This is a genomic window from Actinomycetota bacterium (genome assembly GCA_016700055.1).
Lineage (GTDB): Bacteria > Actinomycetota > Acidimicrobiia > Acidimicrobiales > Ilumatobacteraceae > Kalu-18.
This window is the reverse complement of sequence record CP064997.1, coordinates 2675701-2690978: the sequence shown is the minus strand read 5'-3', so window position 1 is coordinate 2690978 and position 15278 is coordinate 2675701. Positions and strand designations below refer to the sequence as shown.

15 protein-coding genes are annotated in these 15278 nt (G+C 70.4%); 4 read left to right on the top strand and 11 right to left on the bottom strand.

From position 1 onward, the window contains the following. Window positions 1–4: 4 nt before the first annotated feature. Genes selD through IPM43_12980 form a run of 7 tightly spaced genes read right to left on the bottom strand, consistent with a single transcriptional unit; the run spans window position 5 to window position 6427 of the window. Window positions 5–1015 (bottom strand): selenide, water dikinase SelD, encoded by a 1011-nt coding sequence (gene selD / locus IPM43_13010; protein QQS24313.1) that lies wholly within the window; start codon window positions 1013–1015, stop codon window positions 5–7. A gap of 11 nt (window positions 1016–1026) precedes the next feature. Continuing rightward, window positions 1027–1914: a dTDP-4-dehydrorhamnose reductase gene (rfbD, locus tag IPM43_13005; GenBank protein ID QQS24312.1), complete on the bottom strand. Its 888-nt coding sequence runs from the start codon at window positions 1912–1914 to the stop codon at window positions 1027–1029. Next, window positions 1914–2879, bottom strand: coding sequence for a dTDP-glucose 4,6-dehydratase (rfbB, locus tag IPM43_13000; protein QQS24311.1), 966 nt, complete (start codon window positions 2877–2879; stop codon window positions 1914–1916). The genes rfbD and rfbB overlap by 1 nt, the downstream gene beginning before the upstream one ends. Window positions 2880–2891: 12 nt before the next feature. Then, the gene (locus IPM43_12995) at window positions 2892–3443 is read right to left on the bottom strand and encodes a dTDP-4-dehydrorhamnose 3,5-epimerase family protein (protein QQS24310.1); all 552 of its coding nucleotides are present in this window, start codon (window positions 3441–3443) and stop codon (window positions 2892–2894) included. A gap of 21 nt (window positions 3444–3464) precedes the next feature. After that, on the bottom strand, window positions 3465–4544 hold the full coding sequence (locus tag IPM43_12990) for a glucose-1-phosphate thymidylyltransferase (GenBank protein ID QQS24309.1): 1080 nt from the start codon (window positions 4542–4544) through the stop codon (window positions 3465–3467). A 23-nt stretch (window positions 4545–4567) separates the two neighbouring features. Continuing rightward, complete coding sequence (locus IPM43_12985; protein QQS24308.1) at window positions 4568–5596, bottom strand: LCP family protein; 1029 nt, start codon at window positions 5594–5596, stop codon at window positions 4568–4570. 57 nt (window positions 5597–5653) lie between these two features. After that, on the bottom strand, window positions 5654–6427 hold the full coding sequence (locus IPM43_12980) for a biotin--[acetyl-CoA-carboxylase] ligase (GenBank protein QQS24307.1): 774 nt from the start codon (window positions 6425–6427) through the stop codon (window positions 5654–5656). 19 nt (window positions 6428–6446) lie between these two features. Between IPM43_12980 and IPM43_12975 the strand changes: the two genes are divergently transcribed. Beyond that, complete coding sequence (locus IPM43_12975; protein ID QQS24306.1) at window positions 6447–8222, top strand: acetyl-CoA carboxylase biotin carboxylase subunit; 1776 nt, start codon at window positions 6447–6449, stop codon at window positions 8220–8222. Here IPM43_12975 and IPM43_12970 read toward each other — a convergent pair. Together IPM43_12970 and IPM43_12965 are read right to left on the bottom strand one after the other, a co-directional pair. Further along, window positions 8212–8718 carry an RDD family protein gene (locus IPM43_12970; GenBank protein QQS24305.1) on the bottom strand — a complete coding sequence of 169 codons (507 nt, stop codon included), beginning with the start codon at window positions 8716–8718 and terminating at the stop codon, window positions 8212–8214. The genes IPM43_12975 and IPM43_12970 overlap by 11 nt on opposite strands. Then, window positions 8715–10079, bottom strand: coding sequence for an FAD-dependent oxidoreductase (locus IPM43_12965; protein ID QQS24304.1), 1365 nt, complete (start codon window positions 10077–10079; stop codon window positions 8715–8717). Before IPM43_12965 ends, IPM43_12970 begins: the two co-directional genes overlap by 4 nt. Window positions 10080–10187: 108 nt before the next feature. Here IPM43_12965 and lysS point away from each other — a divergent pair, with 108 nt between their 5' ends. From lysS to IPM43_12950, 3 genes are read left to right on the top strand one after another with little or no spacing between them, the layout of a single operon-like run. Then, the gene (gene lysS / locus IPM43_12960) at window positions 10188–11690 is read left to right on the top strand and encodes a lysine--tRNA ligase (protein ID QQS26463.1); all 1503 of its coding nucleotides are present in this window, start codon (window positions 10188–10190) and stop codon (window positions 11688–11690) included. After that, window positions 11690–12622 carry a 2,3,4,5-tetrahydropyridine-2,6-dicarboxylate N-succinyltransferase gene (gene dapD / locus IPM43_12955; GenBank protein QQS24303.1) on the top strand — a complete coding sequence of 311 codons (933 nt, stop codon included), beginning with the start codon at window positions 11690–11692 and terminating at the stop codon, window positions 12620–12622. The genes lysS and dapD overlap by 1 nt, the downstream gene beginning before the upstream one ends. A gap of 1 nt (window position 12623) precedes the next feature. Further along, complete coding sequence (locus IPM43_12950; protein QQS24302.1) at window positions 12624–13202, top strand: nitroreductase family protein; 579 nt, start codon at window positions 12624–12626, stop codon at window positions 13200–13202. 19 nt (window positions 13203–13221) lie between these two features. Here the strand turns inward: IPM43_12950 and IPM43_12945 are convergent, their stop codons facing one another. After that, window positions 13222–14805, bottom strand: a complete 1584-nt coding sequence (locus tag IPM43_12945) for a methylmalonyl-CoA mutase (GenBank protein QQS24301.1) — start codon at window positions 14803–14805, stop codon at window positions 13222–13224. 45 nt (window positions 14806–14850) lie between these two features. Then, window positions 14851–15240 carry a RidA family protein gene (locus IPM43_12940; GenBank protein QQS24300.1) on the bottom strand — a complete coding sequence of 130 codons (390 nt, stop codon included), beginning with the start codon at window positions 15238–15240 and terminating at the stop codon, window positions 14851–14853. Window positions 15241–15278 lie beyond the last annotated feature (38 nt).

Genomic DNA, 15278 nt, shown 5'->3' with positions numbered 1-15278 from the left:
CCAATCAGCGCAGGCGGATGCAGGAGGGGCCGGGGTCGACGGTTCCGACCACGGTGAACCCCGCAGGGAGGCAGTCGTCGACAGCCGCCGGGTCGATCGCGCCCAGCAGGCCGCCCGAGGTCTGGGGGTCGTAGAGCATCGCCTCCCACGCCGGGTCTAGACCGGGCTCGATCCTCACGTGCTCCCCGACGGCGGCACGGTTGCGGACGTCTCCCCCGGTGCGCACACTGCGCTCTGCGGCACCGAGCGCGCCGGCGTACAGCGGCAGCAGCGCGCTCTCGAACGTGAACGCGACACCGCTGCGTTCGGCCATCTCCCACCCGTGCCCGGCCAATCCGTACCCGGTGACGTCGGTGACGCCGTGCACCGCGGTGCCCATCGCCTGCAGCGCCTCCGACGCGGCTCGGTTCAGCTGACGCATGCCGAGCACCGCCGCGGCCTTTTCGGCCGCGTCGCCGCCCGCGAGCACGATCCCCGTGCCGAGCGGCTTGGAGATCACGAGGACGTCGCCGGCCACGGCGCCACCCTTGGCGAAGACACGATCCGGGTGCACCGTGCCCTGCACGGCGAGGCCGAACACCGGCTCGGGGTTGCGGATGGTGTGACCGCCCGCGATCGTCCCTCCGGCCGCGGCAACGACCTCGGCCGCGGCAGCGAAGATGGCGGCGATCGCCTCGCGGGGGAAGTTCTCCGGGAAGGCGGCGATGCTGACCGCCACGACCACCCGCCCGCCCATCGCGAACACGTCGCTGCAAGCGTTGGCCGCGGCGATGGCGCCGAAGTCGTGCGGGTCGTCGACGAGCGGGGGGAAGAAGTCGGTGGTGCTGACCAGCGCGAGGTCGTCGCTCAGGCGGTACACCGCGGCGTCGTCGAACGGCGCCAACCCGACGAGCAGCGCCGGGTCGTCCCCGCGCGGCAGCTCGTCGACAAGGCTGGTGAGCAGGTCCTTTCCCCACTTCGCGGCGCATCCGCCGCAGGTCGTCCACTCCGTCAGCCGGATGGCAGCGTCGGTCACAGCGGCGCAGCCTACGGGCCGGATACGCCGGGGCCGGCCGACGTGAGGACGCCGACGAGCTCGGCCAGCGGGCCGCGGAAGTCGCGCAGCGGGCGCAGCCCGTTCGCGCGCAGCACGCAGTTGTCGAGCACGCTGTTCGCCGGCCGGGGCGCGGGCCGGGCGGGGTGCAGGTCCGACGTCGCGATCGGGCGCACCCTGCCGGCGTCCATGCCGCCGGCGCGCAGCACCTCTTGGGCGAAGCCGAACCAGCTCACCGCGCCGCCGTTCGTGACGTGGTGGATGCCGCTGCGGCGGTCGACTCCTAGCCGGCGCAGCATCGGCGCCAGGTCGGCGGTGAACGACGGGCAACCGACCTGGTCGTCGACGAAGCTCAGCTCGTCCTGCTCGCCGGCCAGGCGCAGGATCGTCTTCACCATGTTCGGCCCGTGCTCGCCGCACAGCCACGAAGTGCGCACGACGGCTGCCCCCGTTCCGAGGACGAGCGCCTCGTGCTCACCGGCCAGCTTGGAGCGCCCGTACACCGACTGCGGGTTGGGCTCATCCCATTCGTCGTACGGCGATCCCTTGGCACCGTCGAACACGTAATCGGTGCTGACGTGCACCAGATGAGCGCCCACCCGAGCACAACCCTCGGCGACGAAGCGCACGGCCAGGGCGTTGTGTGTCATCGCCCGGCCGGCATCTGCTTCACAGGCGTCGACCGCGGTCCACGCCGCGCAGTGCACCACCACATCGGGACCAAGCGTCGTGACGACGCCCAGCACCGCGTCGCGGTCGGTCACGTCGAGCTCGGTTCGCCCCAGAGCGAACACGGTGTCGCCCGCGGCTTCACACGCCAGCACCACGTCGCGACCGAGCTGGCCGCCCGCGCCGGTGACGAGCACGCGCAGGGCGCGCATCAGAGGCCGGCCCGTGCCTTCAGCGGCTCCCACCAGTCGCGGTGGCCGCGGTACCAGTCGACCGTGCGCGCCAGCGCTTCGTCGAAGTCGTGGCTCACCGACCAGCCGAGCGCGGTGATCTTGTCGATGTTCACCGAGTATCGCCGGTCGTGACCTAGGCGGTCGGCGACGGGCTCGACGAAGCTCTCGTCGCGTCCGGTGAGCTGTAGCAGCCGGTAGGTCAGCTCGCGGTTGGTGATCTCGTTGTGCGCGCCGATGTTGTAGATCTCGCCGACGACCCCGGAACGCAGCACGAGGTCGGCGGCGCGGTTGTGGTCTTCCACGTGGATCCAGTCGCGCACGTTGCCGCCGTCGCCGTACAGGGGAACCGGCTTGCCGTCGAGCAGGTTCGTGGTGAAGAGCGGAATCACCTTCTCCGGGAACTGGTACGGCCCGAAGTTGTTCGAGCAGCGCGTGACCACCACCGGCAGGCCGTAGGTGGTGAAGTACGAGAGCGCCACCAGGTCGCTACCCGCCTTCGCCGCCGAATACGGCGAGCGTGGCGTCAACATGTCGGTCTCCGAGAACGAGCCGACCTCGATCGAGCCGTAGACCTCGTCGGTGGAGATGTGCAAGAACCGCTCCACCCCCACCTTGTGAGCCACGTCGCAGAGCACGTTCGTGCCGAAGACGTTCGTGTGGACGAACGCGTAGGGGTCGACGATCGAGCGGTCGACGTGGCTCTCGGCGGCGAAGTGGACCACGGCATCGTGGCCCGCCATCTGCTCGACGACTGCGTCCTGGTCGCAGATGTCCCCGCGCACGAAGCGACAGCGCGTGTCGTCGAGGACGTCGCGGATGCTTTCCAGGTTGCCGGCGTACGTGAGCTTGTCGAACACCGTCACTTCGTCGTCAGTGCAGTCGAGCAGCCAGCGCACGTAGTTCGAGCCGATGAACCCCGCGGCTCCGGTGACGAAGAGCTTCATCGCAGCGAACCCCTATGTCCGCATCGGCCAGTAGGGGCGGCGCCCCGGCGGCAGGTCGGCGACGCGCGGGTTGTCCTGGTCACGCGCTGACAGCACCGGATCGGCGACCCCCCAGTCGGCGCCGACCGCGGGGTCGTTCCACGCGATGCCGAGCTCGTCGGCGGGGTTGTAGTACCCGTCGACCAGGTACGTCATCACGACGTCGGTCAGCGCCGCGAACCCGTGAGCGACACCGGGAGGGATGTAGACGCCACGGTGGTCTTCGCCGGAGATGTCGAACCACACCGTCGCCCCCTGCGTCGGACCGCCCTCGCGCAGGTCGTGCAGCACCACGCGAGCGGTACCGGTGGGCACGTACCAGTAGTCGGCCTGGTGCAGGTGGTAGTGCAGCCCGACCAGTGCGCCCGCCTGCTTGTCGGAGCGGTTGGACTGCAGCATCTCGCGAGCCGACGGGATCCACTCCCGCCTGTAGGTCTCCACGAACCGCCCCCGCCCGTCGCCGTGGACGCGCGGCTCGACGACGTAGACACCCGCGATGCGCTCGGATTCGGTGACGGTGGCCATAGGACTACTCCGCTTCCAGTACTACTCCGCGTCGATCTGGCAATGGTCGCCGACCATCAGGCGCAGCGCCCTCGGCCGGCGCTGGCTGCGCGTCACCTCGACGTCCCTGCCGATCAAGCTGTCCTCCAGGCGGGGGATGTCGACGATGCGGCTGTCGGCCATCACGACGGAGTGCTCCACCTCGCTGTTGCGCACCTCGCAACGCTCGCCGATGGCCGTGAACGGGCCGATGAAGCTGTCGACGATCCGCGCGTCGGCGCCGATGGCGATCGGCCCACGCAGCGTCGAGTTCTCCACCACCGCACCCTCGGCGACGACGACACGGCCGTCGAGCACCGACCGCTCGTCGACGAAGCCGAGGCACAGCGGAGCGATCGTCTCCAGCAGCAGCCGGTTCGCCTCGAGCAGCGGGGTCAGCTTGCCGGTGTCGATCCACCATCCGGTCAGCAGCTCGCACCGCACCGTGCGTCCGTGGTCGATCAGCCACTGGATGGCGTCGGTGATCTCCAGCTCACCACGTGCCGAGGCCCTGATCGAAGCGACGGCCTCGTGGATCGACGGGTCGAACAGGTAGACGCCGACGAGCGCTAGGTCGCTCGGTGGGTCGGACGGCTTCTCGACCAGGTGCAGCACGTGGCCCTCGGGGTCGAGCTCGGCGATGCCGAAGCGGTGTGGATCCGGCACCTGCTTCAACAGGATCTGTGCCGCCGGTGGCGACTCGCCGGAGCGGGCCTGCTCGAACGCGTCGACGAACGCGCCGAGATCCTGCTCCAGCAGGTTGTCGCCGAGGTACATCACGAAGTCGTCGTCGCCGAGGAAGTCGCGCGCGAGCAGCACGCAGTGCGCGAGGCCGAGCGGCTCGTCCTGCGGGATGAACGTGATGCGTGCCCCCCACTGCGAGCCGTCGCCGAGCGCGGCCATCACCTCGTCGCGGGTGTCCCCGACGATCACCCCGATCTCGGTGATCCCGGCGTCGACCATCGCTTCTATCCCGTAGAAGAGGATCGGCTTGTTCGCCACCGGCACCAGCTGCTTGGCGCTGGTATGGGTGATCGGCCGCAGGCGAGTACCCGCGCCTCCCGCCAGGATCAGGGCCTTCATCGCGCCGCAGTCTGGCACGGGCCTCACGGTGTCGAGGTCACCGGCGGGGGCGGCCCCGTGCCGGCGAAGTACGCCAGCAACGCTTCGGCGTCGTCGAGCATCACGAGCACCGCCTTGTCGTCGATCTCGGTGCCCTCCACCGGCAGGCTGTACCGGGCGAGGGCGCCGTCGGCCAGCGGCAGCAGCCGGTCGATCACCTCCACCAGGTCGGTGCGGGGGTCGACGCGCAGCGAGCGCGCCGCGGCGTCGATCAGCTCGCTCGCGCGGAGCGGGTTCGACCGCGCCTGCGCGAGGGCGGCGTCGATCGCGGACTGGACGAACTCCTGCTGGCGTTCGATCCGCCCGAGGTCGGCGCGCGGGTCCTCGAACCACTCGCCGTACACGAACTCCTCGAAGTGCCGGCTCCGCGCGTACTGGAGTGCCTGTACCGGGTCGAGCACGAAGCAGCCCTCCGTCGGCACGAGCAGACCGGTGTTGCGATCGCGGGTCGGGGCGACGAAGCACGCCTCGACTCCGCCGATCGCACCGACGATCTCTTTGAACGACTGGAAATCGACCTCGATGTAGTGGTGGATGGGGATGCCGAGCGCGTCTTGGACGGTGCGCACGAGGGTGTCGGCGCCTTCTTGGTAGGCGGTGTTGATGCGGTTCTCGCCGTCGCCGTCGATCTCCACCCACAGGTCACGGGGGATGGACAACAGCGAGGCGGTGTCACGCTCGTAGTCGACGTGGAGCACCATCATGGTGTCGCTACGGCGACCCTGCACCTCGTCGGTGTCGCCGATGCCGCCGAAGTCGGGGTCGGAGGGATCGGCGCCTTCCCTGGTGTCGCTACCGACCAGCAGGTAGTTCTCGAACGGACCGACGTCGACGGTGAGGACGCCAGCCAGCTCCTCGACCCGCTCGACGCTGTCGGCCTTCTGGCGGGTGGCGAGCAGCAGTCCTCCGGACCCGAGCACGGCCACGGCCAACCCGAGGGAGACGGCGTTGATCCCCGGCAGCGGCCTACGGCGTCGGCGGCGCGTCACGACCGCGGGCGAGGTGGGGATCACGGCAGGAACGCTACTTGGGCGGCTCGCGCGGGAGGCGTCAGGGCGCTGTTGTGCCGGTCACGCGTGCCGTAGGTGGACGACGTCGCCCGTGGCCACCCAGTGGGTGACGCCGAGGGTGTCGAGCACCACCAGCCGGCCGTCGGCCTCGACGGACACCGCCGTGCCGACGATCGGCTCGGCCTCGCCAGGAAGCACCACGCGCACCTCCTTGCCGACCGTGGCCAGCCGCTCCCGATAGGCAGCGCCGATGCCCGTCGTCAGCGAGTCCAACTCGTCCAGCTCGGCGAGCAACGCCCGCAACACGTCGAGCGCGACGAAGCCGTCGCCGAGGCACGCTGCTCCCTCCGGAGCCCAGGCCACGTTCAGACCGAGCCCGACGACCACGAACGTCCGCCGTGAGTCCGCCGGCCCGCTCCGGCCCAGCTCGGCCAGCACCCCGGCGAGCTTGCGCTCGCCGACGAGCAGGTCGTTCGGCCACTTCAGCTCAACCCGCACCCCGCTCAGTCGCTCCGTCGCGAGCGCGGCGGCCAGCGCCACGCGCTGGGTGAGCTCTTGGGGGCGCGCCGGGACGGAGCGCAAGAGGATGCTCACCAGCAGGTTGGCGCCGGGCGGCGCCTCCCACCGACGATCGAGGCGCCCGCGCCCGGCGGTCTGGTGACCGGCGGCGAGCACCGTGCGGTCCGGTGCACCCGCCGCTCCGGCAAGGAGCAGGTCCGCGTTCGTGCTCGCCGTCTCGGCGACGTAGCGCACCGTCCAGCCGGGCGGCCACTGCCCCTCGGCGGGCGCTCCGGGCAGCGCCGGATCCGGTGGGGTGGCGGAGTGACCCTCCATGGCACCAACATTGACACTCGTGCTGCAAAAGATCCTGATCGCCAACCGCGGAGAGATCGCCGTCCGCGTCATCCGGGCCGCCCGCGAGATGGGCATCCCCACGGTGGCCGTGTACTCCGATCTCGATCGCAACGCGCTCCACGTGCGTCTGGCCGACGAGGCCTACGCGCTCGGTGGTCAGACGGCTGCAGAGAGCTACCTCAACACCGAGGCGATCCTCGACGCCATCGGCCGCAGCGGAGCCGACGGCGTGCACCCCGGCTACGGCTTCTTCAGCGAGAACGCCGACTTCGCTCAGGCGATCACCGAGATGGGCGTGGCCTTCATCGGCCCACCGGCATCGGCGATCCAGGAGATGGGCGACAAGGTCTCCAGCCGCAAGGCGGCGCTGCGCGGCGGGGCGCCGATCGTGCCCGGCACCACCGAGTTCGTCACCTCGGCCGCGGAGATCACCGCGTTCGGCAACGAGCACGGGTGGCCGCTCGCGGTCAAGGCCGCGTACGGCGGCGGCGGGCGCGGGATGAAGGTGGTGCGCTCCGCCGACGAGGTCGGGGCCGCCATGGAGAGCGCGCAGCGTGAGGCGAAGGCGTTCTTCGGACGCGACGAGATCTACATCGAGCGCTACCTCACCTGGCCGCGCCACGTCGAGGTGCAGATCGTCGGTGACCAGCACGGCGACTGCGTGTGGGTGTCCACCCGCGACTGCTCCGCCCAGCGCCGGCACCAGAAGCTGATCGAGGAGTCGCCGGCCCCCGGACTCGGCCCCGGCGTCGAGGACGCCATGGGAGAGGCCGCCGTCAAGGCCGCCAAGGCGGTCGGCTACTACAACGCGGGCACGGTCGAGTTCATCTACCAGGACGGCGACTTCTTCTTCCTCGAGATGAACACGCGCCTGCAGGTGGAGCACCCGGTGACCGAGGTGGTCACCGGAATCGACCTGGTCGAATGGCAGATCCGCGTCGCCTCCGGCGAACCGCTGCCGATGACGCAGGCCGAGGTGGCCGCGCAGCGACGCGGTCACGGCATCGAGATCCGCATCAACGCCGAGGATCCGGCAGGGGGCAAGTTCTTGCCCTCACCGGGCATCATCCGCAAGCTGCACGTCAGCGACGGCTTCGGCGTTCGCTTCGACAGCGGCTACGAGTCGGGCGACGAGATCAGCCAGTACTACGACAACCTCGTCGGCAAGCTGATCGTGTGGGGCAAGGATCGCCCGACGGCGATCCGGCGCACCGTGCGCGCGCTCGAGGAGATGGTCGTCGAGGGGATCGCCACCACGATCCCCGCCGATCTCGCGATCCTGCGCCACCCCGACTTCGCGGCGGTGACCCACTCGACCAAATGGGTGGAGGAGAACCTTGATCTGTCCGCCGTTGCTCCCGCGGCGGCGCCGCCGGCGCCCGAGACCGACGGTGAGGCGGCCCCGCTCGTGGAACGAGCGACCACGGTCGAGGTGAACGGCAAGCGGTTCGACGTGAAGATGTGGGTTCCGGAGGCGGCCCCGCTCGCGGTCGCGGCCGGCGGGGCCAAGCCGGCCAAGAAGACGCCTCGCGCGTCGAGCGCCGGCGGAGCGGCCGCCGGTTCCGGGCAGGTGAGCGTGCCGATGCAGGGCACGATCGTGAAGATCCTCGTCGAGGTCGGCCAGCAGGTCGAGGCCGGCCAGGCGGTGGTCGTGCTCGAGGCGATGAAGATGGAGAATCAGATCGCGGCCGAGAAGGCGGGCACCGTGAAAGAGGTGAAGGTCGCCGCCGGCGACACCGTCGGCTCCGGCGACGTGGTGGTCGTCATCGAGTGAGCACGACGAGCGTGCCGGCCGCGGCGTCGTGCCAGCCCTGGCGCAGCGGGTGGAACGCCGCGCGCAGGTAGACCGCCACCTGCAACCCGAGCCCGATGTACGGCACCAGGCCGGCAGCAGCGGGCACGAGTGCCCTCACCGACGCGTAGGTCCAGCCGACGCGACCGCCGTCCTCGCTGCGCACCACCTTCAGCCCGAGCACTCGTTTGCCCACGGTGCGCGCGAACACCGCGATCGCTACCGTCTCGTACACGATGCCGATGGCGAGCCACAGCGCGGTGACCGCAAGCAGCCCGCCGCTCTCGCCCCCGTCCTGGCCGGCCAGGGGATCGATGTCGAAGACCAGCACGACGACGATGACGGGTGCGAGTACGAGCAAGCTGTCGATCACCTGGGCGAGGGCCCGCTGCGCGATCGAGGCGAGGGCATCGCTTCCGGCGGGCGCTGGCCCGAGTGTGCCGGGCCGAGCGTCGCCGCGCTCGCCCCCGTCGCTCACTCCGCCGCCTCCATCAACGCCTCGGAGAGCGCGGGGTGCACGAGCAGGCTTTCCACGATGTCGGTCACCTTCAGGTTCGCGGTGACGGCGAGGGCGATGACGCTGATCAGCTCCGCCGCATGCCGCCCGACGATCGATCCGCCGAGGACGACCCCGGTCGCCGGGTCGGAGATGATCTTCACGAACCCACGCGAGTCGTTGTTGATCAACGCCTTCGGGGTGGCCGAGAAGGGCACCTTGGTGACCCGGATCTTGCGCCCCGAGGAGAACGCCTCGGCCTCGGCGAGGCCGACGTCGGCGATCTCGGGATCGGTGAAGATCGCCGATGCCGCCTTGTCGTAGTCGAGGTGGCGGTGTTCGCGGGTGTGCAGCCCCATCACGTGCTCGGCCACCTTGCGGCCCTGCATCGAAGCCACCGACGACAGCGGCAGCTTGCCGCTCACGTCGCCCGCGGCGTAGATGTGGCCGACGTTCGTGATGCAGTGGTGGTTGATCGGGATGTAGCCGCTGCCGTCCATCTCGACACCGGCGGCCTCGAGGCCGAGATCGGAGCTGTTCGGCACCGATCCGATGGCGAGCACCGCATGGGTGGCGCGCACCTGGCGGCCGTCGTCGCAGCACACCACCACGCCGTCGTCGTCCTGCTCGATCGCCACCGCCCGCGCCCCCATCACCAGGCGCACCCCGCGGCGGATGAAGTCGGCCTCCAGCACTGCGGCCACCTCGGGGTCCTTGCCGGGAAGCACCTGCTGGCGACTGACGACGAGGGCCACCTCGGCCCCGAACGAGGAGAACATGTGCACGAACTCGACACCGGTGACTCCCGAGCCGATCAGGACCACGCTCTTCGGGAACACCTTCGGCGGGTAGCAGTCGCGGGTGGTGAGGATGCGCTCGCCGTCGGGGTGGCACCAGTCGGGGATCCGCGGCCGGCTGCCGGTGGCGACGAGGGCGGCGTCGAAGACCACCCGTTCGGTGCCTTCGGCGGTGGTGATCTCGGCCTCGTGGCTGCCGGTGAAGCGGGCCGTGCCGATGACCAAGCGCACGCCCTGGCTGGTGAGCAGCTCGACCTTGCCGCGCTGGAGGTGGTTCTTGATCCCCTCGATGCGGTCGGTCAACGCATCGGTGTCCACCTCGGCGACAGTCGTCGGCTCGAGGCCCATGCCGTGCATGTCGCGCGTGAAGCTCATCGCTCCCCCGGTGGCGATCATCGTCTTCGAGGGGATGCAGTCGAGCAGGTGAGCCGCGCCACCGACGATGTCCCGCTCGACGACGGTCACCTCGGCACCGAGGCGCGCCGCGTAGGTGGCGGCGGTGTTGCCGGCGGGCCCCCCGCCGATGATCAAGAAGCGCACGGGCACGACGGCAGGCTATGCCGTATCGAGTCGCGCCGAGTGCCCGGCAGGCGATACGTTCGGTAGCTCGTGAGCACGCCCGACCTCCCCGACGAAGCAGCGCCGGCAGCAGGGATCGGCGACGGCAGCGGCATCGCCGGCGAGAAGAAGCGGCGCCTCGCGCAGGTCGAGCAGCTGCGCGCCGACGGGGTCGAGCCGTATCCGTACCGCTTCGACCGCACCCACACCCTCGGCGAAGTGCGCGCGCTGTGGGGCTCGCTCGGGCCCGGTGAGGAGACCGACGCCGAGATCGCCGTCGCCGGCCGCGTGATGTTGAAGCGCGAGCAGGGCAAGCTCGTCTTCGCCACCATGCGCGACCGCTCCGCCGAGCTACAGCTGTTCGTCTCGTTGGCCGTCGTCGGCGACGACGCGTTCGCCGCCATACGCGAGCTGGATCTCGGCGACTGGGTGGGCGTACACGGGACGGTGATGACGACGAGGAAGGGCGAGCTGTCGGTGAAGGTGACGCGCCTGCAGTTGCTCGCGAAGGCGCTGCGGCCGCTGCCCGACAAGTGGCACGGCCTCACCGATCCCGACACCCGGTTCCGCCAGCGCTATGCGGACCTGATCGTGAACGACGACGCCCGCCGCACGTTCGAGGTGCGCCACGCCGTGCTTGCCAGCTTCCGGCGCACGTTGTCGGCCGAGGGCTACGTCGAGGTCGAGACACCGGTGCTGCACGTCGAAGCCGGCGGCGCCCATGCCCGTCCCTTCGTCACCCACCACAACGCGCTCGACATGACGCTGTACATGCGCATCGCCCTGGAGCTGCACCTGAAGCGCCTCGTGGTGGGCGGGATGGAGCGGGTGTTCGAGATCGGGCGCGTGTTCCGCAACGAGGGCATCGACGCGAAGCACAACCCCGAGTTCACGATGATGGAGCTGTACCAGGCCTTCGCCGACGTCGGCGAGATGATGGCGATCACCGAGCTGCTCGTCGCCAACGCCGCGCGCGACGCGATCGGCACCACGATCGTGACCATCCCCGACTCCGGCGGCATCGAGCACTCCGTCGACTTCGCCGGTCCCTGGCCCCGACGGCGGATGATCGACCTCGTCGCCACGGCGACCGGGGTAGAGGTGCACCCCTCCCAGCCGGTGGCCGACGTGCGCCGGCTGGCCGAGGCCCACGGCGTGCGCTGGGAGGAACGCTGGGGCTCGGGCAAGCTGATCGAGGAGATCTTCGAGGCCACGGCCGAGGCCTCGCTCGTCGCCCCGACGTTCGTCACCGCTCACCCGGTAGAGGTCTCGCCCCTCGCGCGGCTCGACCGCCACGACCCCCACCTCACCGAGCGGTTCGAGCTGTTCGTCGGCGGGCGCGAGGTGGCGAACGGCTACTCCGAGCTGAACGACCCGGTGGAGCAGCGAGGGCGCTTCGTGGAGGAGCAACGGCTGCGCGATGCCGGCGACGCGGAGGCGGCGATGGTCGACGAGGACTACCTGCGGGCGCTCGAGTACGGGCTGCCCCCCACCGGCGGGCTGGGCATCGGGATGGACCGGCTGGTGATGCTGCTCGCCGGCGTCCACTCGATCAGGGAAGTGATCCTGTTCCCCACACTTCGACCGGAGGTGCTGTGATGCCTGCCGCCTGGGGTCGCGGACTGGCCACCGTCGCCGACAACGGCGCGGTGCTCGACACCTGGTTCCACACGCTCGGCTGGGGCGATGCCCCCGCTCCGGACGATCACGGCGCGCACGGCGCGCACGCTCAGGGCGAGCTCCGCGACGACGTGCGCCGCGTCGTGCAGCGGCCGGTTGATCTCGTCGTCGACACCGCCGCTCCACCTGCAGATCCAGCGGACGTCTACCTGCGCCTCCACCTGCTGTCGCACCGCCTCGCCCTGCCCCGATCCGTGAACCTCGACGGCGCGTTCAGCCTGCTCACGAACGTCGCGTGGACGAACCTCGGCCCGGTGCACCCCGACCGGGTCGACCATGTCCTGTGGCACGAGCGCCGCGCGGGCAGGGTGCTGAGCGTCCACGGCGTCGACAAGTTCCCGCGGATGACCGACTACGTGATCCCCTCCGGGGTGCGGATCGCCGACGCCAGCCGGGTTCGCCTCGGGGCCCATCTCGCTCCCGGGACGACCGTGATGCACGAGGGGTTCTGCAACTTCAACGCCGGCACCCTGGGAACGTCGATGGTCGAGGGCCGGATCTCGGCCGGCGTGGTCGTCGGCGACGGCAGCGACATCGGCGGTGGGGCCTCGATCATGGGCACGTTGTCCGGCGGCGGCAAGGAGGTCGTGTCGATCGGTGAGCGCTGCCTGCTCGGGGCGCAGGCCGGCATCGGGATCAGCCTCGGCGACGACTGCATCGTCGAGGCCGGCCTCTACGTCACCGCGGGCACGCTCGTGAAGCTGCCCGACGGCGACGTGGTGAAGGCCCGCGAGCTCTCCGGGGCGAGCGGGCTGCTCTACCGGCGCCACAGCCAGTCGGGCGCGGTCGAGGTCGTTCTCCGTTCTGGCTCCTGGGGTGGGTTGAACGCCGCGCTCCACACGCACAACTGACGTGCAGGGCAGCGCCGCCTCCTCCGCCTCGTTGGCCGACCTCGCGGCCACCATCCGGGCGCGGCGCACCCACATGCTCGTCGACCGCGCGCGTGAGGTGCCCTTGGAGCTGGTCACCGAGCTGTGTGAGCTCGCCACATGGGCGCCCTGCCACAAGCGGACCTGGCCGTGGCGGTTCGCGCTGTGCACCGGCGATGGCCGCGCCCGTCTCGGCCGCGTCGCCGCCGAGGCGATGGCGGCACGGGGTGACGACCCGGCCAAAGTCGACAAGACGCGCACCAAGTACCTGCGCACGCCCGCGGTGCTGGTCGTCGGATCGGCGCCTGGCGATACAACGCTGCGGACCGCCGAGAACCGCGACGCCGTCGCGGCCGGTGTGCAGAACGCGCTGCTGGCGGCCACCGCGGCCGGGCTCGCGTCGTACTGGTCGAGCTGCCCGAAGGGCGCCGGCGAGCCGGTGGCCGCGCTCTGCGGGTTCGAGGCGGGGACGGAGATCGTCGCCATCGTCTACCTCGGCTTCACGACGGGACACGTCGAAGCGCCCGCGCGGCCGGCTGTGGAGCTGACGCACCTCACCTGACGCACGCGCGCCGGCGGGCTCAGCGTCCGGGGTGGTAGGTCCCGAACACCTCCCGCAACGCGTCGCTGATCTCGCCGAGGGTGGCGTCGGCGCGCAGCGCCTCCTTCATCGGGAACAGCAGGTTCTGGCTGCCGCGAGCGGCGGCGGAGACGTCGGCGAGACGCTCCGCGAGCCGTGACGCGTCACGCGCGGACTTGTACTCGCCGAGCCGTTTGCGCTGGCCCCGCTCCAGCTCGGGGTGGATGGGGAACAGCTCGGGCTCGGGCTCGTCGTCGACGGTGAACTTGTTCAGCCCGACGATGACGCGCTCGTCGTTGTCGATCGACTTCGCGTAGTCGTAGGCGGCCTGCTCGATCTCGTCCTGCTGATAGCCGACCTCGATCGCGGCGACCGCGCCGCCCAGCTCGTCGATGCGGGCGATGTACTGCAGGGCGAGGGCCTCGACCTCGTCGGTCAGGGCTTCCAGGAAGTAGCTGCCGGCCAACGGGTCGGGAGTGTCGGCGATGCCGCTCTCGTAGCCGACGATCTGCTGGGTGCGCAGCGCGATGCGCGCCGCCCGCTCGGTGGGCAGGCTCAGCGCTTCGTCGAAGCCGTTCGTGTGCAGGCTCTGCGTGCCGCCCATCACCGCCGCCATCGTCTGCACCGCGACGCGCACGATGTTGTTCTCCGGCTGCTGCGCGGTGAGCGTCGAGCCGCCGGTCTGGGTGTGGAAGCGCAGCAGCTTGCTGGCCTCCTTCTTCGCGCCGAACCGCTCGCCCATCAGCCGGTACCAGATGCGCCGCGAGGCCCGGAACTTGGCGATCTCCTCGAAGAAGTTGTTGTGTGCGTTCCAGAAGAAGCTGAGCCGCGGCGCGAATGCGTCGACGTCGAGCCCGGCGTCGATCGCCGCTTCGACGTACGCGATCCCGTTGGCGATCGTGAACGCGATCTCCTGCGCGGCGGTGGAGCCTGCTTCGCGGATGTGGTAGCCGGAGATCGAGATCGTGTTCCACTTCGGCACGTGCTTGGAGCAGTACTCGAAGATGTCGGTGATGATCCGCATGCTCGGGCGCGGCGGGTACACGTACGTGCCGCGGGCGATGTACTCCTTCAGCAGGTCGTTCTGGATGGTGCCGGAGATCGCGTCGGCGGCCACACCCTGCTCCTCGGCGACGAGCTCGTACATCAGCAGCAGGATCGCCGCCGTGGAGTTGATCGTCATCGAGGTCGTGACCTTGTCGAGGGGCAGGTCGGCGAGCAGCAGGCGCATGTCGGCCATCGAGTCGATCGCCACGCCGACCTTGCCCACCTCACCCTCGGCGCGCGGGTGGTCGCTGTCGAAGCCCATCTGCGTCGGCAGGTCGAACGCGCAGCTCAACCCCGTCTGGCCGGCCTGGAGCAGGAACTTGAAGCGCTCGTTCGTGGCCTCGGCGGTGCCGAAACCCGCGTACTGGCGCATCGTCCAGAGCTTGCCCCGGTACATCGACGGGTAGACGCCGCGTGTGTACGGCGGCCCGCCGGGTACGCCGAGCTTCTCGCCGGCGTCCCACCCGGCGAGGTCCTCGGCGGTGTAGAGCGCCTTCACCTCGATTCCCGAGTCGGTCCACTTGCCGTCGTCACCCATGGGGGCAAGCGTACGACCACCCCGTCCGCCGGGCCTAGTGGGGGTTCACCGCGCGGCGACGATCGCGACCTCCAGCCGCCATGCGGGCCTGGCGAGCGCGGGCACCGTGACCAGCGTGCTCGCGCTCTTGTGCCCCCCGAGTGCCCGGTCGCGGGCAGCCATCACCGCCGCGAGGTCCTCGCCCACCACGACATACGTGGTCACCGACACCACGTCCGACGTCGCCAGGCCTGCCTCGGCCAGCAGCGCGGTGATGTTCGCCCACACCAAGGCCGCCTGCTCCTCCAAGGAATCCGGCACCGTGCCGTCGAGGGCGACGGGCACCACGCCGGACGTGTGCAGCCAGAGCTGGGGGCGCTCCACCACCACGGCGTGGGCGTAGGCGGCAGCCGGCGGGGCCATCCCTGCCGGGGAAATCTCGCGCGGCATCGTCATATCGTCCCACGTGAGCCGACCCCTCCGCCGTACCTCGG